Consider the following 18,051-nt stretch of genomic DNA (forward strand, 5'->3'; position numbering starts at 1 on the left):
GTCCGCCCCGGTCGGCGGGGCTGCTGCCGCCCGGGGAAAACACCGGACCCCCGGCGGGGGAGGCCGGGGGTCCGGTGTCGTCAGCCGCTGTGCGCGGCGGCATGCGGGCGCAGCGGAGCGGGGCTCACTGGCCGAGGAGCGAGCCGCCCGTCGCGTCGATGTCCTGGCCGGTGACCCAGCGGGAGTCCGCGGAGGCGAGGAAGGCGACGACGTCGGCGATGTCCGCCGGCTGGCCGACGCGCTTGAAGGCCGAGAAGGACTCGCCGTAGGCGCGGGCCTGCGGGTCGGCCAGCCAGGCGTTGACCTCGGTCTCGGTGACGCCCGGGGCCACGGAGTTGACCGTGATGCCGCGCGGCGCCAGCTCCAGGGCGAGGGTGCGGGTCAGGGTGGTCAGGGCGCCCTTCGACGCGGCGGTCGCGGCGATGCCGGGGAACGCGATCCGGGTCATGCCGGAGGTGGTGTTGATGATGCGGCCACCGTCGCGCAGCCGGTCCAGGCCGTTCTTGATGATGAAGAACGGGGCCTTGGCGTTGACCGCGAAGACCTTGTCGAAGCCGGCCTCGTCGGTCTCCTTGATCCCGGCGGCCAGCGCCATGCCGGCGTTGTTGACCAGGATGTCCAGCCCGCCCTCGGCGGAGAACTCGCGGACGCCGGCGTCGAAGGCGGCCCACAGCGCCTCGGCGTCGCCGGGGACGCCCAGCTCGGTGCGGAAGGCGAAGGCCCGGCCGCCGGCGGCCTCGATCGCGGCGACCGTCTCCTTGGCCGCCGCGTCGTTGTTGCCGTAGTGGACGGCGACGAGCGCGCCGTCACGGCCCAGCCGCTCGGAGATGCTCCGGCCGATGCCCCGGCTGCCGCCCGTGACCAGTGCCGTCTTGCCCTTGAGCGCGCCCATGGCTACGCCCCCCTCTTTCTGTAGTGATCGATACAGAAAGAACGTTAGCAGATTCTGTAGCGAGGGCTATAAAATTTTTGCCATGGCGACCAAACAGCGCGGGCGGCCCCGTTCGTTCGACCGGAGCGAGGCCCTCGACCGGGCGATGCGGGCCTTCTGGGAGCACGGCTATGAGGCGACGTCGATCGCCGAGCTGACCCGGGCCATGGGCATCGGCGCGCCCAGCCTGTACGCGGCCTTCGGCGACAAGACCGCCCTCTTCAAGGAGGTCGTCGACTTCTACGTCGGCACCTACGGCGCCTACATGGGGGAGGCGCTGGACGGCGAGCCGACGGCCCGGCAGGCCGTCGCGCGGATGCTGCGGGAGGCGGCCGGCCAGCTCACGGCCGACGACCGGCCGCGCGGCTGCCTGGTGGTCTTCGCCGCCGCCAACTGCACCACGGCCTCGGCCGAGGTGGAGAAGATCCTGCGGGACCAGCGCGGCGCCTTCACCGCCGCCTTCGAGGAGCGGATCAGGGCCGGGGCGGAGGCGGGGGAGCTTTCCGCCGGCCATGCCGGAGCCCTCGCGCAGTTTTTCTCCGCGGTATTCCAGGGCATGTCCCAGCAGGCGCGCGACGGCGCGAGCCGCGCGGAACTCGAGTCGATCGCCGAGACCGCGATGCGCTGCTGGCCGTCAACGTGACAGATATCCTATTTCCAGCCAGTGATAGCTGAATGTAGGTTGTTCTCCGGAACGACGGGCCGGGGCGGGTCAGCCCCGGGGTCCGCTGCACCCATTTTGTGGAGCGGGCATTCCGCTTCTTCGTGAAGAGAATTGAGCATCTGTGCCGGTGCCCGGGGGGGAGTACCGGCCGTTGTCCGGTGCTGCCTGTCGCACATGCCCGTCCCCCCATATTGAGCAGGGGGAGCTTTCGATATGGGTACTGTCAAGAGGAGATCGGTTCTCACCGCCTCCGCGGCGCTGGCGGGAACGGCGGCGCTGGAATTGGGAATTCCGAATTCCGCCGTGGCGGTGGAGGAAACGCCGGAATCCGGAACGGGCTCCAACGCCATCACCGTGCTGCCGAACGACCCGCGCTACCAGGAACTGACCGTGGGCCACAACACCCGCTGGGTCGGCAGCCCGGACGCCGTCCGGCTCGTCCGCACCACCGAGCAGGTGGTGAAGGCCGTCCAGGAGGCGGTGCGCGGCAACAAGCGCATCTCCGTGCGCAGCGGCGGCCACTGCTACGCCGACCACGTCTACAACCGCGACGTCAAGGTCGTCATCGACATGACGATGATGTCCGCGGTCACCTACGACGACCAGCGCAAGGCGTTCATGGTGGAGGCGGGCGCCACGCTGCTCGACGCCTACCAGACCCTGTACAAGGGCTGGGGCGTCGGCCTCCCGGCCGGCATGTGCTACTCGGTGGGGGCCGGCGGCCACGTCGCGGGCGGCGGCTTCGGCCTGCTCTCCCGCCAGTACGGCCTGACCGTCGACCACCTCCACGCGGTCGAGGTCGTCGTGGTCGACGCCTCCGGCACCGCCCGCGCCGTCGTCGCCACGCGGGACGACAAGGACCCCAACCGCGAGCTGTGGTGGGCCCACACCGGAGGCGGCGGCGGGAACTTCGGCGTGGTGACGCGCTTCTGGTTCCGCACCCCGGGGGCCTCCGGCAGCAGCCCCGGCCAGCAGCTGATGCGCCCGCCGAAGGACGTGCTGCTCAGCGCCGTCTCGCTGCCCTGGTCGGACCTGGACAAGCCGCGCTTCACCACGCTCCTCCAGAACTACGGCACCTGGCACGAGCGCAACAGCGCGGCGGACTCGCCCAACGCGCCGCTCTGCGGCCTGCTGATGCTCAACCACAAGGCGAACGGCAACATCGGCCTGGTCACCCAGATCGACGCCTCGGTGCCGGGCGCCGAATCGCTGCTGAAGGACTACCTGACGCAGATCACCTCGACCGTGGGCGTCGACACCCAGCCCATGGCGCAGCCCGTCGGCGAGCAGCCGCCGCTGCCGGACCTCTACACCCCGCAGCGGGTCCCCTGGCTCACCTCGGCGCGGCTCATCGGCACGCACTACCCGTCGCTGACCAACCCCACGCTGCGCGGCGCCTACAAGTCGGCGTACATGCGCAAGGGCTTCACCACCGCGCAGATCGCCTCGATCCACCAGCACCTGACGCGCACCGACCGGCAGAACCCCATGTCGAACCTCATCCTTTTCCCGTACGGCGGGAAGGTGAACAGCGTCAAGCCGGGCGACACCGCCTCCGCGCAGCGCGACTCCGTCTTCAAGGCGCTGTTCTCGACGCAGTGGACGGGAAATGCCGGCGACGCCGACAACGTGGCGTGGCTGCGCGAGATCTACAGCGACGTGTACGCGTCCACCGGCGGATATCCGGTGCCGGGCGCGGCCACCGACGGCTGCTACGTCAATTACCAGGACAGCGACATCACCGACCCGGCGCAGAACAAGTCGGGGGTGGCCTGGTCCACTCTCTATTACAAGGACAACTACCCGCGGCTTCAGCAGGTGAAGGCCAAGTACGACCCAAAGAACATCTTCCGGCACACCCAGTCGATCACCCTGCCGAATTAGCGCACGGTGACCGAAAGGCTCCGGGCGGGCGGCGATCCGTACCGCCGCCCGCCCGGAGCCCCTGTCGATTCCTCTTGTGTTGTCGACGCCGGAAACGGAAACATCATTGAAGCTTTCACAGCTGGCCGCCTTCGTGGCGATTGCCGACACCGGGAGTTTTACGAAGGCGGCCACCGAACTGGGTGTGACCCAGTCGGCCGTCAGCCACGCCATCGCCAGCCTCGAAGCGGAGCTGTGCGTGGGCATCATGCGCCGCGACCGCTCGGGCGTGGACCTCACCGACGCCGGGCGCCGCATCCTGGAGCACGCCCGCTCCGCGCTGACCCACACCGAACGCATCCGCATCGAGGCCAGTGCCCCGGCCGCCGGCGCGTCGCGCCGGCTGCTGGTCGGCACGAGCCAGAGCTTCTCCACCCGGCTGCTGCCCCGGCTCATCGCCGAGTTCCGGACGAGGTTCCGGGACGTCGAGATCGTCCTCTACGAGGGCGACGACCGGCGCATCGCCGAGATGCTCGCGCAGCGGTCCGTCGACGTGGGCATCGTGACGCTGCCGAAGAGCGACTTCCTCACCTATCCGCTGCTCGCGGACGAGATGTGCGTCGTCGTTCCCCGGGGGCACGAGCTGGCCGGGGAGACCAGCCTGCCGGTGTGGAGACTGGCCGGGCAGGACATCGTCCTGCCCACCGAGGGCGTGGAGCCCACGCTGCGGGCGCTGTTCGCGTCCGCGGGCACCCGTCTCGACGTCCTCCACCGCATCCGGGACCTGCACGTCCTGCTGTCCATGGTCGGTGAGGGGCTCGGCGTGACCGTCCTCCCCTCCCTGGCCCTGCCCGCCACGCCGGCGGACCTCGTGGCGATCCCGTTCGCACCGGCCGTGACGCGGCACTTGGCGATCGGCGTGCGGGAAGCGCCCGACGAGTGCTCGCCGGCGATGGCCTTCATCCGGGCCGCTCAGACGCTGGCCCGCAGCCGGGACTGCGGGCATCGCAGGGTCCCCGCCGTGTCGTGACCGTACGCCGGTGGTCCGTGCTCCCCTCCCCGGGGCACGGACCACCGGCGCGGCGGCCGCCCGTGCGGACGGCCGCCCTCCCGGCCGCTCAGTCGCCGACGCGGCCGGCGACGCCGTCGATCCACCGGTGGGCGTGCCGGTCCGCCGCCGCCCGGTCGCGGAACGCGTAGGTCTTCAGCAGCCAGCGCTGACGGGCCCGCTCCGGGTCGTTGATCTCCATCTTGTCGCGGCTGTGCAGGCCGTCCTGGTTGGCGAACGTGAACAGGTCGCCGGCCAGCAGCCGGTGCCGCTTCTTCTCGGCCTTCACCAGGGCGTTCTTCAGCGACAGGAGGGCGTCCTTGGCCTTCTCCGGGGCCCCGGCCCGCACGGTGGTGCTGGTGTCGAGGTAGCGGAAGCTGTGGTGGTTCTCCAGGATGGCGTGCGCGCCGGAGTCCGTCAGGTCCCCGTTGTTGTCCCGGGAGAGGACGTCGTAGGGGGTGATGAAGTACGGCCGGCGCAGGGTCTCCTGCTCCTCCTCGGTCAGGTGCGCCAGCAGGGCGCGGCCGTCGACGTAGCCGGTGTAGATGTAGTCGCCCTCGGGGCAGCGCATGCCGAGCAGGGAGATGAAGTCGGCGCGCACCGGGTGGGCCGTGCGGTCGTTGTGGAAGACCAGCTCGCTGTCGCTGAACCCGGTCTGCATGCCGCTGTACTTGTTGATGGCGATGACGTCGGTGAAGAAGTCGCCGTTGAACCGGGTCGCGTAGGACAGCAGGGGAGTGCCCACCAGCTGTCCGAACAGCTCCAGGAACGCCTCGCCGACGAAGGTCTTCTTCTTGGCGTGCTTGTCCGCGACCGGGTCGTCGAGGTCGAGGACGGGGATCTCCCGGTCCAGCGGGCAGTTGCGCAGCGCGTGGGCCTCGGAGACGCCGGTCTCGCGGTCGTGCCGGATCCGCTCGCAGACGTCGCGGAAGAAGGCGGGAACCTCGCCCCGGTCCACGACGCCGGCCACCGCGCGGGAGAAGGCCGGGTAGTCCTCGTAGGGGTTCTTGCCGATGGTCTCCAGGACCGCGTACAGCTCGTCGCGTTCGGCGTCGGTGAGCACGTAAAGGGGTTCCATGGTTCTCCTTCCCCGGGAGCGGGCTCGTGGCCCGGCCCGGTCTGGGTTCGGTCGGCGCACCGGGATCGGCCGGTGCGGCCTCGGGTCCGTCAGCGGGTGACCGGCAGGGCCGGGCGGCGGTCCCGTTCGTAGGCGGCGATCGCGGCTTCGTGGCGCAGGGTCGCGGAGATCAGGTCGTCGCCGGACAGGAGCCGGGCGCGCACCGCTTCGTCGAGCTCGAACGGCTGGGTGAGGCCCGCGCAGCGGACCTCCAGCCGCTCCAGGTCCACGGTCACCCCGACCGCCGGGTCGGCCTCGGTCAGCTCCCAGAGGCGGTCGACCGTCTCCTGCGGGACGACCACGGTCAGCAGCCCGTTCAGCAGCGAGTTGCCGCGGAAGATGTCGCCGTAGCGCGGGGCGATCACGGCCCGGAAGCCGTAGTCCTGCAGCGCCCAGACGGCGTACTCGCGCGACGATCCGGTGCCGAAGTCGTTCCCCGCGACCAGGACGGTCGCGCCCCGGTGCGCGGGCCGGTTGAGCACGAACGACGGGTCGTCCCGCCAGTCGGCGAACAGGGCGTCGGCGTGCCCGGTGCGGCTCGAACTCACGCAGAACCGCGCGGGGATGATCTGGTCGGTGTCGACGTCGCTGCGGCGCAGCGGCACGGCCGTACCGGTGTGGACGGTGAACTTCTCCATGGTGGGGTCCTCACAGATCGGCGGGCGCGGCCAGCCGGCCGGTCACGGCGGTGGCGGCGGCGACCGCGGGGGAGACGATGTGGGTGCGCGACCCCTTGCCCTGCCGGCCCTCGAAGTTGCGGTTGCTGGTGGAGGCGGCCCGCTGGCCCGGGCGCAGCCGGTCCTCGTTGAGCGCGGCGCACATCGAGCAGCCGGCGCCGGCCCGGAAGTCGGCTCCCGCCTCGGCGAACACCCGGTCCAGGCCCTCCTCGACGGCCTGGGCGCGCACCCGCGCCGACCCGGGGACGATCATCATGTGGAGGCCGTCGGCGACCTTGCGGCCCCGCAGCACCTCCGCGGCGGCCCGCAGGTCCTCGATGCGGCCGTTGGTGCACGAGCCGAGGAAGACCGCGTCGACCTCCAGGTCCCGCATGGCGGTGCCGGGCTCCAGGCCCATGTACGCGAGGGCCCGCTCGGCCGCCGCGCGCTCGGCGGGATCGGCGAAGTCGCCGCTGTGCGGCACCCGGCCGTGCAGCGGGACGCTCTGCGCGGGGTTGGTGCCCCAGGAGACGTAGGGGCTCAGCCCGCTCGCGTCGATGGTCACGTACGTGTCGAAGACCGCGTCCTCGTCGGAGCGCAGCGTCCGCCAGTGGGCCACTTCCGCCTCCCAGGCGGCGCCCTCGGGCATGCCCGGCCGCTGCCGCAGATAGGCGAACGTGGTCTCGTCCGGGGCGATCATCCCGGCCCGGGAGCCCGCTTCGACCGACATGTTGCACAGGGTCATCCGGGCCTCCATCGACAGGGCGGTGACGGCCTCGCCCCGGTACTCGATGATGTGGCCCTGACCGCCCGCGGTGCCGATCTGCGCGATCAGCGCGAGGATCAGGTCCTTCGCGGTGACGCCCGCGGGGAGGCGGCCCGTCACGTCCACGGCCATGTTCCGCATCGGCCGCATGGGCAGCGTCTGGGTCGCCAGCACGTGCTCGACCTGGCTGGCGCCGATGCCGAAGGCGAGGGCACCGAAGGCGCCGAGCGTGGTGGTGTGCGAGTCGCAGCACACGATCGTCATCCCCGGCCGCACCAGGCCGAGTTCGGGGCCGATGACGTGCACGATGCCCTGACCGGGGTCGCCCAGGCGGTGCAGCGGGATGCCGAACTGCGCGCAGTTCTCCCGCATCAGCTCCGCCTGGCGGCGCCCCGCCGGGTCCTTGATGAGACGGTCCAGGGCGAGGGTGGGCGTGTTGTGGTCCTCGGTCCCCAGGGTGAGGTCGGGCCGGCGCACGGTGCGGCCGGCGGCCCGCAGCCGGTCGAAGGCCTGCGGAGTGTTGACCTCGTGCAGCAGCTGGAGGTCGACGTAGAGCAGGTCGTCGCCCGTGCCGTCGCCGCGCACGACGTGCGAGTCCCATACCTTTCGCGCGAGCAGCGATCCCATGTCAGTACCTGTCCCTCGTGGTCCGGTGGTGGTGTCCGGTAGTCGTGGTTCTTCGGTGGTGCGGGCCCCGGCCCGGTGCGGGCCGCTCCGAGGGCTCAGGGGCGCGCGGCCAGGGCGGCGGCCATGCGGTCCGCCGCCTCCGCGAGCACCTCGCGGGAGGTGGCGAAGGACAGCCGGATGTGCCCCTCGCCGCCCGGGCCGAACGCCGTGCCCGGGGTGACCGCCACGCCCGCGGCCGTCAGCAGCCACTCGGCGAAGTCCGCCGAGCGCTCGAAGCCGGTGCCCCGGATGTCGGCGAAGGCGTAGAAGGCGCCGTCCGGCGGGGTGCAGACGACGCCCGGCAGGGCGTTCATCGCGTCCACGAGGAGCGACCTGCGCTCCGCGTACTCCGCCGCCATGGCGGCCACGGCGTCCTGCGGGCCGGTGAGTGCGGCGACCGCGCCGCGCTGGACGAAGGAGCCGGCGCAGCCGACCGTGTGCTGCTGGACCTTGAGGACCTCGCCGATGATCTCCGCCGGCCCCGCCACGTAGCCGAGCCGCCATCCGGTCATGGCGTAGCCCTTGGAGAAGCCGTTGACGGTGAGCGTGCGGCCGGCGCCGTCCGGCAGGCTCGCGGGGCTGATGTGCCGCGCGCCGTCGTAGCGGATCTTCTCGTAGATCTCGTCGGAGACGACGAAGAGGTCGTGTGCGGCGGCGAACGCCGTGACGTCCCGGGCCTCCGCCTCCGTGAGGACGTGCCCCGTCGGATTGTTCGGCGAATTCACCAGGACGGCCTTGGTCCGGTCGGTCACGTGCGCTTCGAGAACCTCACGGGTCAGCCGGAATCCGCCGTCGGCGGGCAGTTCGGCGAACACCGGCCGGGCACCGGCCAGCTGTGCCATCGCGGCGTAACTGACCCAGCTCGGAGTGGGGACGATGACCTCGTCACCGGGGTCCAGCACGCTCAGCAAAGAAATGTGGAGAGCGTGTTTCGCGGACGGCGTGACAATGATTCCGTCCGCCGCTCCGGCCTGGATTCCATTGTCGTCTGCCAGCTTCTTCGAGATGGCTTCCAGGAGCTCCGGCGTGCCCCGGCTGGGCGTGTAATGCGTGAATCCGCCGGCCAGTGCGGCGGCGGCCTCGCCGGCAATGTGCCGCGGCGTGTCGAAGTCGGGCTCCCCGCCGCCGAGATCGAGGATCCGCACCCCCTGGGTGCGCAGGGCGCGCACCTTGTCGAAAATCGCGAAGGTGGCCGACTTCTCGATGCCGGAGACCCGGGCGGCCATGCGGTGCTGCACTCTTCTGCCTTTCTCCGGCCCCGGCCCCGTGCCGGGGCCGCGGGGCGTGGTGGCGGCGGGGTCAGCCGGCCAGCGACTGCCGGACGGTGCTGATGGTCGCGGTCCGGGCGAGGACCGTCAGGGCGGCCTCGTGCAGCGCGTCGTCCGAGGTGGCGGTGGCGTCCTCGAGGATCTCCACCGAGTAGTCGCGGTCGTGCCCCTCCCGTGCCGCCGAAAGCACCACCAGGTCGGTGGTGACGCCGGTGAGCAGGAGCGTGTCCACGTCCCGCGCGCGCAGCAGCTCGTCCAGCTCGGTGCCGTGGAAGGGGCTGAGCCGGTGCTTGGCCACGACGGGCTCGCCCTCGGCCGGCCGCAGCGACGCGTGCACCTCGGTGGCCCACGTGCCCAGCACGATCCGCCGGTCCTCGCGGGCCTCCCGGAAGACCGTCGAACGCTCGGGGAATCCGGCGTAGTCGGGGGAGAAGCCCACCACGACGTAGATCACGGGTATGTCCTGCGCGCGGGCCAGGGAGATGGCCTCGGCGGCGTTCTCGAGCACTCCCCGCCGGGTGACCTGATCGAGGTAGCCGTCGCCGGCGTACTTCCCCTCCGGATGCACGATCTCATTGATGAGATCCATCACCAGAAGTGCCGGACGTCGTTTCACGCTTTCCTCCTGCGGGCATCGGTCGAGGCGGCGCAACCGTAGCAGCGCTCGTTCTGACACCCAGTCAACCGCAGTGTGCATGAGCGTAATTCATGGGAAACATGAACAACGCTCCGTTGAATCGCCGATTTCCCCGGACCTACGCTCGGCCCGAGGCGCGGAAAGCGAATTGCGGCGCCGTCAGAAGGATTCGACGAGAGACTGGGACCGCCTTGACTCTGCGCGCTGCCGAACACCGAACACCGCTTGCCGCCGCGCGGAGCATCGCGATCGTCGGCAGCGGCCCCCGGGGCCTGTCCGTGGTGGAACGGCTGGCCGCCCGGCTGATCGAGGAGCCGCCCGCGCACCCGGTGGACATCCACCTCATCGACGCCGTCCAGGTGGGCACCGGCCGGGTGTGGCGCACGGACCAGCCGGAGTGGTTCCTGATGAACACCGTGGCCGGCGAGGTCTCCTCGTTCTCCGGCCGGCCCGACGGCGGCCCCGTGCGGCCCGGGGCCGGGCCCTCGCTCGGCGAGTGGTGGAGCACGGTGGACCCGGACTGCCCGGGCGCCGGCGGCTACGCGCCCCGCGCGGTGCACGGCCGGTACATGCTCTACGTGCTGGAAGCGGTGGAGGCGTCCCTCCCGCCGGGGGTCCGGCTGCACCGCGTCGAGGCGTCGGTCACCGACCTCGAACGCCACGCCGGAGGCTACCGGTTGACGTTCGCGGACGGCCGCCGCCTCGACGCCGACCGGGCCGTGCTCGTCACCGGCCACGCCCGGCCCGGCCCGGACGGCCGCCAGAAGGCGCTCGCCGGCTTCGCGGCCGGCCGGCCCCGGCTCACCTACATCGCCGGCGACTCCGCCGCCGACATGCCGCTGGACGCCGTCCCCGCCGGCTCCCCGGTGGGCATCATCGGCCTCGGCCTGTCCTTCTACGACGTGATGGCGGCCTTCACCACGGGCCGCGGCGGCCGCTTCCTGGAGGGCGCCGACGGCGACCTGGTCTACGAGCCCAGCGGCCGGGAGCCCCTGCTGGTGGCCGGCTCGCGCAGCTCCATGCCGCTGCTCGCCCGCGGCCGCAACCAGAAGCACGCCGACCACCGCTACTCCCCGGTGGTCTTCACCGCCGACCGCGTCCGCCGCGGCCGCCCGCACGGCCCCCTCGACTTCCGGGCCGACATCCTGCCCTGGCTCATGGCCGAGGTGGACCTCGTCCACTACGCCACCGAGCTGAGGCGGCGCGCCGGGGAGCGGGCCGCCGGGGCCTTCACCCGCGAGGTGGCGGAAGCAGCCGCCGCCGGCGTGCCCCCGGTCGCCGCGATCGCCGCCCGGCACGGGCTGGCCGACGTGCCGCCCATCGACCTGGACCGGATCGCCCGGCCCTTCGAGGGCCGCGAGTTCGGCTCCCCCGAGGAGTTCGGCAAGGCGCTCCGCGAGGCCCTGGACGAGGACCTGGCCCACGCCGCGGCCGGCAACGTCGACTCGCCGGTCAAGGCCGCGCTGGACGTCCTGCGCGACACCCGGTCCCTCATCCGCCACTTCGTCGACTTCGCCGGCCTCAACCCGCGCTCGCACCGCGACGACTTCATCGGCTGGTACAACCCCCGCAGCGCGTTCCTCGCCGCCGGGCCCCCGCGCGTCCGGCTCCGCCAGGTCTCCGCCCTGATGTCCGCGGGCGTCCTGCGCATCGCCGGTCCGCACACGGACTTCACCGGCGACGAGGAGTCGGGCCGCTTCGCGGTCTCGTCGCCGCACGTGGCCGGGTCCCGCGTGCTGGTGGACACGGTGATCGACGCCCGTGTCCCCTCCCCCCACCTGTACCGCGACCCCGCCCCGCTGACCCGCAGGCTCGTCGAGCGGGGCATCTGGACCGGCTACCGCAACGGCACCGGTCCCGGGGCCTTCGAGACCGGTGGCGTCGCCGTCACCGGCTCCCCCTTCCACCCGGTGGACCGGGACGGCCGCCCCGACACGGGCCTGTACGTCCTGGGCATCCCCACCGAGCACACCCGCTGGTTCATGCAGGGGGGCAGCAGCCGTCCCGGATTCTGGACCGATTTCGTCCAGGACGCCGACGCCATCGCCGCCCACGTCCTCTCCGCGGCGACGGCGCGGCGCACCGCGTCCGCCGGTACCCACTCCGCATCGGCACCGAGACCGACCGTGCTGGACACGGTCTGAGGAGTACGCAGACATGCAGACGACTTCCGAAACCCGCCGGATATCGGTCTTCGACACCACGCTCCGCGACGGCGAGCAGGCGCCCGCCAACGCCATGACCCCCGAGCAGAAGCTCGGCATCGCGCTGCGGATCGAGGCGCTGGGCGTCGACTACATCGAGGCGGGCTTCCCCGCCTCCTCGCCGAACGAGTTCGAGGCGACCCGGCTGATCTCCCGGCACCTCACGACGGCCCGGTTCACCACCTTCTGCCGCGCGGTCCGCAAGGACGTGGAGACGGCCGTGGAGGCCGGCGGCACCAGCCGCCACCAGGTGCAGATCATGGCCACCGGCAGCGACATGCACCTGGAGCACAAGCGGGGCATCTCCCGGGCCGAGGCCGTCGCCGAGGTGGCCGACACCGTGGCCTTCGCCCGCTCCCTCGGCGTCGAGTCGGTCTCCGTCGGCATCGAGGACGCCAGCCGGGGCGAGCACGAGCTGCTGCGCGCGATCACCGAGGGCGGCATCGAGGCCGGCGCCACCTGCTTCGTCGTCGCGGACACCTCGGGCTGCAACACCCCCGACCAGTACGCGGACCTCATCCGCGCCTTCCGTGAGTGGGCGCCCGCCCCGGTCCGCATCGCCACCCACTGCCACCAGGACTTCGGCCTGTCCCTGGCCAACGCCGTGGCCGGGCTGCAGGCCGGTGCCGACGAGGTGCAGGCGACCCTGGGCGGCATCGGCGAGCGCGCCGGCAACACCCCGCTGGAGGAGGTCGCCGCCCTGCTCGCCTACCGGGGCGAGCACCTGGGGCTGCGCACGGACATCGACCTGGCCGGCATGTACGAGGCGTACACCGCCCTGCGCGAGGTGATCCGCCTGGAGGAGCCGCGCAACAAGGCGATCTTCGGCGCCTACGCGTTCGCCACGGCCGCCGGCATCCACCAGCAGGGGATCCTGCGCAACCCCGCCACGTACGAGTACGTGGAGCCCGCCCGGTTCGGCCGCGAGCGCTCCATCCTCATCGGCCGCCACTCCGGCCGCACCGTCCTGCGCCACCTGCTGGACCGGATCGGCGTCGAGACCACCGAGGAGGAGCTGGCCGAGCTGTACCGGGTGCACATCGCCGAGCGGGTGGGCGGCGACTGCGAGGACCTGGAGGTGCTGCAGGAGCGCCTGGCCAAGATCCTCAAGCCGGCGGCGGGGGTGCCGGCCGCCGCCTGACGGGCGGGCCGGGAACGACAACGGGCTGCGGCGCCCGGCCGGGACCCTCGGCCCGGCCGGCACCGCAGCCCGGAGCGACACCGGCCGGTCCGGAACGCGGGGTGTGCGGACCCCGCGGCCGGAAGGGCCGGCGGGAGGCCGCGGCGCGATCGGGGCGGAAGCGCCGGGCCTCGTTCCGCCCTCCCGCGCGGGGAGGACGGAGGCTTTGCCCGCTCATTGTGGACTAGACCATTCGCCGCTGTCCATGGTTCTCCCTCCCGGGTTTCCGCCGGTATCCGCCGCGGCTCCCACCGGCCCGGGGGAGCGCCCCGGCCCCGGGTAGGCTCACCACTGTGCCCTCCATGAACGACCTCGTACGCCAGCACACGGCCCTCTGCGACTCCGACCTGGAGTGGCTGCACCTGCTGGTCTCGGAGTGGCAGCTGCTCTCCGACCTGTCCTTCGCCGACCTCGTGCTGTGGGTGCCCACCCTCGACGGCACGCGCTACGTCTCGGTCGCGCAGATGCGGCCGAACACCGGCCCCACCTCCTACCAGAACGACATGGTCGGCCACCTCGTGCCGCGCGGCCGCCGCCCCATGCTCGACGCCGCCCTGGACGAGGGCCGCATCGTCCGCGAGGGCGACCCCGAGTGGCGCGAGGAGGTCCCGGTCCGCGTCGAATCGATCCCGGTCCGCCGCGAGGGCCGGGTGCTGGGCGTCATCGCCCGCAACACGAACCTGCTGACCGTGCGCACGCCGAGCCGGCTGGAGCTCACCTACCTGCAGAGCGCCTCCGACCTCGCCCAGATGATCGCCAACGGCACCTTCCCGTTCCCCGGTCAACAAGTCGACATGGACGCCTCGCCCCGCGCCGGCGACGGCCTCATCCGGCTGGACGCCGACGGCATCGTCCAGTACGCGAGCCCCAACGCGCTGTCCGCCTACCACCGCCTCGGTCTCGCCGCCGACCTCGTCGGGCATCATCTGGGCGAGACCACCGCTCAGTTGGCACCCTCCCGCGGCCCGGTCGACGAGTCGCTCGCCAAGCTGGCCAGCGGCTGGGCGCCGCGCGAGTTCGAGGTCGAGGGCAACGACGGGGTCATCCAGCTCCGGGCGATTCCCCTCAAACCCAAGGGAAACCACATCGGTTCGCTCGTACTCCTGCGCGACGTCACCGAACTGCGTCGTCGTGAGCGAGAGTTGATCACCAAGGACGCGACCATCCGGGAGATCCACCACCGGGTGAAGAACAATCTGCAGACGGTAGCCGCCCTGCTGCGCCTCCAGGCCCGCAGGATCGGTTCGGCCGAGGGCCGCGAGGCGCTGGAGGAGGCCGTCCGCCGGGTCGGCTCGATCGCCATCGTCCACGAGACCCTGTCGCAGAACCTGGACGAGCGGGTCGAATTCGACGAGATCGCCGACCGGGTGCTGGCGATGGTCGCCGAGATCTCGCCCGGCCGGGTCGCCGGGCGGCGCACCGGCCGCTTCGGCATCCTCGACGCCGAGGTGGCGACGCCGCTGTCGATGGTGCTGACCGAGCTGCTGCAGAACGCCATGGAGCACGGGTTCGGGCCGGGGGAGCGGGGCACGGTCGAGGTCACCGCCGTGCGCAGCGGCACCCGGCGCGACGCCCGTCTGCTGATCTCCGTGCAGGACGACGGCCGCGGGCTCCCCGAGGGCTTCGACCCGCAGCGCGCCGGCAACCTGGGCCTGCAGATCGTACGCACCCTGGTCGAGGGCGAGATGGGCGGGACGTTCGACATGGTGCCCGCATCCGGGCGGGGCACGAGGGTCGTGCTCGACATCCCCGTACGGGCCGAGAAGGGCTGACGAGCCCCGCGGGACGGCCCCGGCAGGGCGCCGCGCACAGCACCGTGCACAGCACCGCGCACAGCACTGAGCCCCGGACCAGAAGGCGGTCCGGGGCTCAAAGCTGTGATGCGGGGCGCCCCCAGGCGAAGCTCGGGGGGAGCGTCAGGGGGTACTGCGCGCTGCGGCTCGGGGGCCGAGGGGCGTCGTCAGGCGGTGGCGTTGCGCGCCCGGTTGCGAGCGGCGCGGCGCTTCATGGCGCGGCGCTCGTCCTCGCTGAGGCCACCCCAGACGCCGGAGTCCTGGCCGGACTCGAGCGCCCACTGCAGGCACTGCTCCATCACGGGGCAGCGGCGGCAGACGGCCTTGGCTTCCTCGATCTGCAGCAGCGCAGGACCGGTGTTGCCGATGGGGAAGAACAGCTCGGGGTCTTCCTCGCGGCAAACGGCGTTGTGACGCCAGTCCATGGCTGCTCCATCTCCTCGTTATTGCGGCTACGTTGCTTGTGAATGTGAACGCTTTCACGAATCCCTCCGCGGGGGAAGGGCCGGCGCCCAGTCGTGAAACTGGTGCGGTCCATCAGGAAAAGGGAGGGGTTCGGGCTGTATCGGAAGGCCGGAAGAGCGGACGTCCCGATCGCCATGAAGAGACTCGCAAACCTCGGCGGCGGATACAACCCCTTCTGGAAAGTTTTTTTTGATTCCTCGGTGTCGGCTAGGTCACAGCCGTACTTCCAGGGGGTGGAACCCAGTCTAAACGTTCGAGTGGAAGGACTTTCGGCCCTTGCACTCACACAATCACACGCAGTGCACGGCGAACGCCTGTGAACGTCACGCTTGTCCGCACTCCCAGGTGGTCGCCGTCCATCTGGAACGGCAGCGGGACCTGCGAATGCAAGGTGAACTGCGTCTGGTCGTGCAAGGACACGGTGTGTTTGCCTCTGGGTCCCCGCTCCGGGGTCGAGGTGAGCAGCTGGGTGACGTAGCGGCCGGCCGACGTGGTCGACAGCCTGGTGAATCCCAGCACGTCAAGAGCGGTGTCGAAGGACGCCAGCGGCGACGCGTAGACGGGCCGGTTGTTGAGGTACGTCCACGGCGCCGTGTTGCAGATTATCGACATGACGAGATTCTCGAGTGGGTCCTCGCCCGGTCGTTCGAGCGTGATCGTCCCGTTGCGGCGGTGGGTCTCTCCGAGGAATTGACGCATCACCTGTCGCACATACAGCGCAGGTGTCGACCGCTTGCCGCGCTCCCGCTGCTGCTCCACCCGGCCGATGACGCCCGCGTCGAAGCCGAAGCCCGCGCAGAAGGTGAACCACCGCTCCGGCACCCCCTCGTCCTCCGTGCCGGGCGTGCCGGCCGCGAGCCCGAGGCCGACGGTGCGCTCGCTGCCGTCGCGCAGGGCGTCCAGCAGCGCGCCGGTCGCCTCCACGACGTCGTTGGGCAGCCCCAGCGCGCGGGCGAAGACGTTGGTGGAGCCGCCGGGCACCACGGCGAGCCGCGGGAGGCGCTCGGGGTCGGGGCCGTCGTGCAGCAGACCGTTGACCACCTCGTTGACCGTGCCGTCGCCGCCGAGCGCCACGACCAGCTCGGTGGTGCCGCTCTCGGCCGCCCGCCGGGCCAGGTCCCGGGCGTGGCCCCGGTACTCGGTGGTGGCCACCTCCAGCTTGAGATCGCTGGCGAGAGCGTGCACCAGGACATCACGGGTACGGGCACTGGTGGTGGTGGCCGAAGGATTGACCACGAGGAGCGCACGCATGCGCGCCAGCCTACCTACCTGTCGGTACACGAACGGCCCCGGCCCGCCTGCTGTCCCGTCTTAGCGCCCCTCGGATCGACGGCGGTACGGCTACCCTGCTGGGGTGAGCAGCAAGCAGTCCGCGCCGAAAAACGCCCGTAAGAGCGGCCCCGCCGGCCCCCGGCAGCAGGCCGCCGCGGCCCCCGCGACCCCCGGGCCCGCCGCCGGGCCCCGCCCGGCGAGGCTGACGGCCGCCGCCGTGCTGAACGGCCTGGAGGGCCTGGCGCTCGCGGCCGCCGGGATCTACCTGCTGGTCATGGGCCTGCTCGGCAAGCCGGACAGCCCCCAGTCGGCCGAGACGGGCGGCATCACCGTGCTCGCCCTGTCCGTGCTGCCCCTGGTGGCCGCGCGCGGCCTGTGGCTGCGCCGCCGCTGGAGCCGCGGGCCGGCCATGATCACGCAGATCATGGCCCTGCCGGTGGCGTGGACGCTGTACAACGGCGGAGGCGTGCTGATCGCCGGGGCGGTGGCACTGGCCGTGGTGGCCGTGGGCACGCTTGTGCTGCTGGTGAATCCGACGGCGACGGAAGCGCTGGGGATCGGCCCGCGGGACTGAACCCGGGAGGCTGAGCCCGGGGGCTTCTGCCGGTCTACTCCTCGATCAGCAGCCTGTCCCGCAGCTGGGCCAGCGTCCTCGCCAGCAGCCGCGACACGTGCATCTGGGAGATCCCCACCTCCTGGGCGATCTGCGACTGGGTCATGTTGCCGAAGAACCGCAGCAGAAGGATCTTCTTCTCCCGCGGCGGCAGGTCCTCCAGCAGCGGCTTGAGCGACTCGCGGTACTCGACGCCCTCCAGCGCCTCGTCCTCCGCGCCGAGGGTGTCCGCCACGGCCGGCGACTCGTCGTCCGTGTCGGGCACGTCGAGGGAGAGGGTGCTGTAGGCGTTGGCGGACTCCAGCCCCTCCAGTACCTCCTCCTCGGAGATCCCCAGGTGCTCGGCCAGCTCGTGGACCGTGGGCGCGCGACCGTGGCGCTGGGAGAGCTCCGCGGTGGCCGTGGTCAGGGCCAGCCGGAGCTCCTGCAGCCGGCGCGGCACCCGGACCGCCCAGCCCTTGTCGCGGAAGTGCCGCTTGATCTCCCCGACCACCGTGGGCGTCGCGTACGTGGAGAACTCCACGCCGCGGTCCGGATCGAACCGGTCCACCGACTTGATCAGGCCGATCGTGGCGACCTGGGTGAGGTCGTCCAGCGGCTCGCCGCGGTTGCGGAAGCGCCGGGCCAGGTGCTCCACCAGCGGCAGGTGCATCCGCACGAGGTGGTTGCGCAGCTCGGCCCGCTCGGGCGAACCGTCCGGCAGCGCGCGCAGCTCGATGAACAGGGCCCGGGCACCACTGCGGTCCTGCGCGGTGGAGTGCCGGTGCTCGTGCTGGTCCATGTGGTCCGCCCGCTCTGGTGGGTCGCTCGCCTCGTCCGGCGCGGGATTCGCAGGATCGCCCGGCAGCTGTCGGGCGGGCTGCTGCGGGATGGCCGGGGTACGCACCCCCCGCGACGATGCAGTACTC

At 71.8% G+C, this 18,051-nt stretch carries 16 protein-coding genes; 7 read left to right on the plus strand and 9 right to left on the minus strand.

Going from position 1 to position 18,051, the window contains the following annotated elements; all coding sequences use genetic code 11:
• Positions 1-124 precede the first annotated feature (124 nt).
• On the minus strand, positions 125-892 hold the full coding sequence (locus ACFZCD_RS11925; RefSeq protein ID WP_391829692.1) for an SDR family oxidoreductase: 768 nt from the start codon (positions 890-892) through the stop codon (positions 125-127).
• A gap of 82 nt (positions 893-974) precedes the next feature.
• On the opposite strand from ACFZCD_RS11925, the gene ACFZCD_RS11930 reads away from it, so the two are divergent.
• From ACFZCD_RS11930 to ACFZCD_RS11940, 3 genes are all read left to right on the plus strand, one after another.
• The gene (locus ACFZCD_RS11930; RefSeq protein WP_391829693.1) at positions 975-1,574 is read left to right on the plus strand and encodes a TetR/AcrR family transcriptional regulator; all 600 of its coding nucleotides are present in this window, start codon (positions 975-977) and stop codon (positions 1,572-1,574) included.
• A 234-nt stretch (positions 1,575-1,808) separates the two neighbouring features.
• Positions 1,809-3,479: an FAD-binding oxidoreductase gene (locus ACFZCD_RS11935; RefSeq protein WP_391829694.1), complete on the plus strand. Its 1,671-nt coding sequence runs from the start codon at positions 1,809-1,811 to the stop codon at positions 3,477-3,479.
• Between the two features lie 106 nt (positions 3,480-3,585).
• Positions 3,586-4,488 carry a LysR family transcriptional regulator gene (locus ACFZCD_RS11940; RefSeq protein ID WP_391829695.1) on the plus strand — a complete coding sequence of 301 codons (903 nt, stop codon included), beginning with the start codon at positions 3,586-3,588 and terminating at the stop codon, positions 4,486-4,488.
• 88 nt (positions 4,489-4,576) lie between these two features.
• On the opposite strand, the gene ACFZCD_RS11945 is transcribed toward ACFZCD_RS11940, so the two are convergent.
• From ACFZCD_RS11945 to ACFZCD_RS11965, 5 genes are all read right to left on the minus strand, one after another.
• The gene (locus ACFZCD_RS11945) at positions 4,577-5,584 is read right to left on the minus strand and encodes a TauD/TfdA family dioxygenase (protein ID WP_391829696.1); all 1,008 of its coding nucleotides are present in this window, start codon (positions 5,582-5,584) and stop codon (positions 4,577-4,579) included.
• 89 nt (positions 5,585-5,673) lie between these two features.
• Positions 5,674-6,261, minus strand: a complete 588-nt coding sequence (gene leuD / locus ACFZCD_RS11950; RefSeq protein WP_391829697.1) for a 3-isopropylmalate dehydratase small subunit — start codon at positions 6,259-6,261, stop codon at positions 5,674-5,676.
• A gap of 10 nt (positions 6,262-6,271) precedes the next feature.
• Complete coding sequence (gene leuC, locus ACFZCD_RS11955) at positions 6,272-7,672, minus strand: 3-isopropylmalate dehydratase large subunit (RefSeq protein WP_391829698.1); 1,401 nt, start codon at positions 7,670-7,672, stop codon at positions 6,272-6,274.
• A 95-nt stretch (positions 7,673-7,767) separates the two neighbouring features.
• Complete coding sequence (locus ACFZCD_RS11960) at positions 7,768-8,937, minus strand: pyridoxal phosphate-dependent aminotransferase (protein WP_391829699.1); 1,170 nt, start codon at positions 8,935-8,937, stop codon at positions 7,768-7,770.
• 73 nt (positions 8,938-9,010) lie between these two features.
• On the minus strand, positions 9,011-9,595 hold the full coding sequence (locus ACFZCD_RS11965; protein WP_391829700.1) for a cysteine hydrolase family protein: 585 nt from the start codon (positions 9,593-9,595) through the stop codon (positions 9,011-9,013).
• Between the two features lie 212 nt (positions 9,596-9,807).
• On the opposite strand from ACFZCD_RS11965, the gene ACFZCD_RS11970 reads away from it, so the two are divergent.
• From ACFZCD_RS11970 to ACFZCD_RS11980, 3 genes are all read left to right on the plus strand, one after another.
• Positions 9,808-11,760, plus strand: a complete 1,953-nt coding sequence (locus tag ACFZCD_RS11970; RefSeq protein ID WP_391829701.1) for an FAD/NAD(P)-binding protein — start codon at positions 9,808-9,810, stop codon at positions 11,758-11,760.
• Positions 11,761-11,773: 13 nt separating this feature from the next.
• Positions 11,774-12,961: a LeuA family protein gene (locus tag ACFZCD_RS11975; protein WP_391829702.1), complete on the plus strand. Its 1,188-nt coding sequence runs from the start codon at positions 11,774-11,776 to the stop codon at positions 12,959-12,961.
• Positions 12,962-13,302: 341 nt separating this feature from the next.
• Positions 13,303-14,772 carry a sensor histidine kinase gene (locus ACFZCD_RS11980; protein WP_391829703.1) on the plus strand — a complete coding sequence of 490 codons (1,470 nt, stop codon included), beginning with the start codon at positions 13,303-13,305 and terminating at the stop codon, positions 14,770-14,772.
• A gap of 188 nt (positions 14,773-14,960) precedes the next feature.
• On the opposite strand, the gene ACFZCD_RS11985 is transcribed toward ACFZCD_RS11980, so the two are convergent.
• Both ACFZCD_RS11985 and ACFZCD_RS11990 read right to left on the minus strand, forming a co-directional pair.
• Positions 14,961-15,218: a WhiB family transcriptional regulator gene (locus tag ACFZCD_RS11985; RefSeq protein ID WP_004937597.1), complete on the minus strand. Its 258-nt coding sequence runs from the start codon at positions 15,216-15,218 to the stop codon at positions 14,961-14,963.
• A 322-nt stretch (positions 15,219-15,540) separates the two neighbouring features.
• Entirely contained in the window at positions 15,541-16,509 is a 969-nt protein-coding gene (locus ACFZCD_RS11990) for a diacylglycerol/lipid kinase family protein (protein WP_391829704.1), read from the minus strand.
• 103 nt (positions 16,510-16,612) lie between these two features.
• On the opposite strand from ACFZCD_RS11990, the gene ACFZCD_RS11995 reads away from it, so the two are divergent.
• Entirely contained in the window at positions 16,613-17,104 is a 492-nt protein-coding gene (locus ACFZCD_RS11995) for a hypothetical protein (RefSeq protein WP_391829705.1), read from the plus strand.
• Positions 17,105-17,138: 34 nt separating this feature from the next.
• Here the strand turns inward: ACFZCD_RS11995 and ACFZCD_RS12000 are convergent, their stop codons facing one another.
• A complete protein-coding gene (locus ACFZCD_RS12000) occupies positions 17,139-18,029 on the minus strand; it encodes an RNA polymerase sigma factor SigF (protein ID WP_391829706.1) in 891 nt (296 codons plus the stop codon).
• Positions 18,030-18,051: the final 22 nt, after the last annotated feature.

It is taken from the genome of Streptomyces sp. NPDC008001 (assembly GCF_042958085.1).
Taxonomy (GTDB): Bacteria; Actinomycetota; Actinomycetes; order Streptomycetales; family Streptomycetaceae; genus Streptomyces.

Bases quoted from the DNA above. Each gene is read 5' to 3' on its own strand.
- ACFZCD_RS11925 (WP_391829692.1), bottom strand. From the start codon at position 892: ATGGGCGCGCTCAAGGGCAAGACGGCACTGGTCACGGGCGGCAGCCGG.
- ACFZCD_RS11930 (WP_391829693.1), top strand. From the start codon at position 975: ATGGCGACCAAACAGCGCGGGCGGCCCCGTTCGTTCGACCGGAGCGAG.
- ACFZCD_RS11935 (WP_391829694.1), top strand. From the start codon at position 1,809: ATGGGTACTGTCAAGAGGAGATCGGTTCTCACCGCCTCCGCGGCGCTG.
- ACFZCD_RS11945 (WP_391829696.1), bottom strand. From the start codon at position 5,584: ATGGAACCCCTTTACGTGCTCACCGACGCCGAACGCGACGAGCTGTAC.
- leuD (WP_391829697.1), bottom strand. From the start codon at position 6,261: ATGGAGAAGTTCACCGTCCACACCGGTACGGCCGTGCCGCTGCGCCGC.
- leuC (WP_391829698.1), bottom strand. From the start codon at position 7,672: ATGGGATCGCTGCTCGCGCGAAAGGTATGGGACTCGCACGTCGTGCGC.
- ACFZCD_RS11960 (WP_391829699.1), bottom strand. From the start codon at position 8,937: ATGGCCGCCCGGGTCTCCGGCATCGAGAAGTCGGCCACCTTCGCGATT.
- ACFZCD_RS11975 (WP_391829702.1), top strand. From the start codon at position 11,774: ATGCAGACGACTTCCGAAACCCGCCGGATATCGGTCTTCGACACCACG.
- ACFZCD_RS11980 (WP_391829703.1), top strand. From the start codon at position 13,303: ATGAACGACCTCGTACGCCAGCACACGGCCCTCTGCGACTCCGACCTG.
- ACFZCD_RS11985 (WP_004937597.1), bottom strand. From the start codon at position 15,218: ATGGACTGGCGTCACAACGCCGTTTGCCGCGAGGAAGACCCCGAGCTG.
- ACFZCD_RS11990 (WP_391829704.1), bottom strand. From the start codon at position 16,509: ATGCGTGCGCTCCTCGTGGTCAATCCTTCGGCCACCACCACCAGTGCC.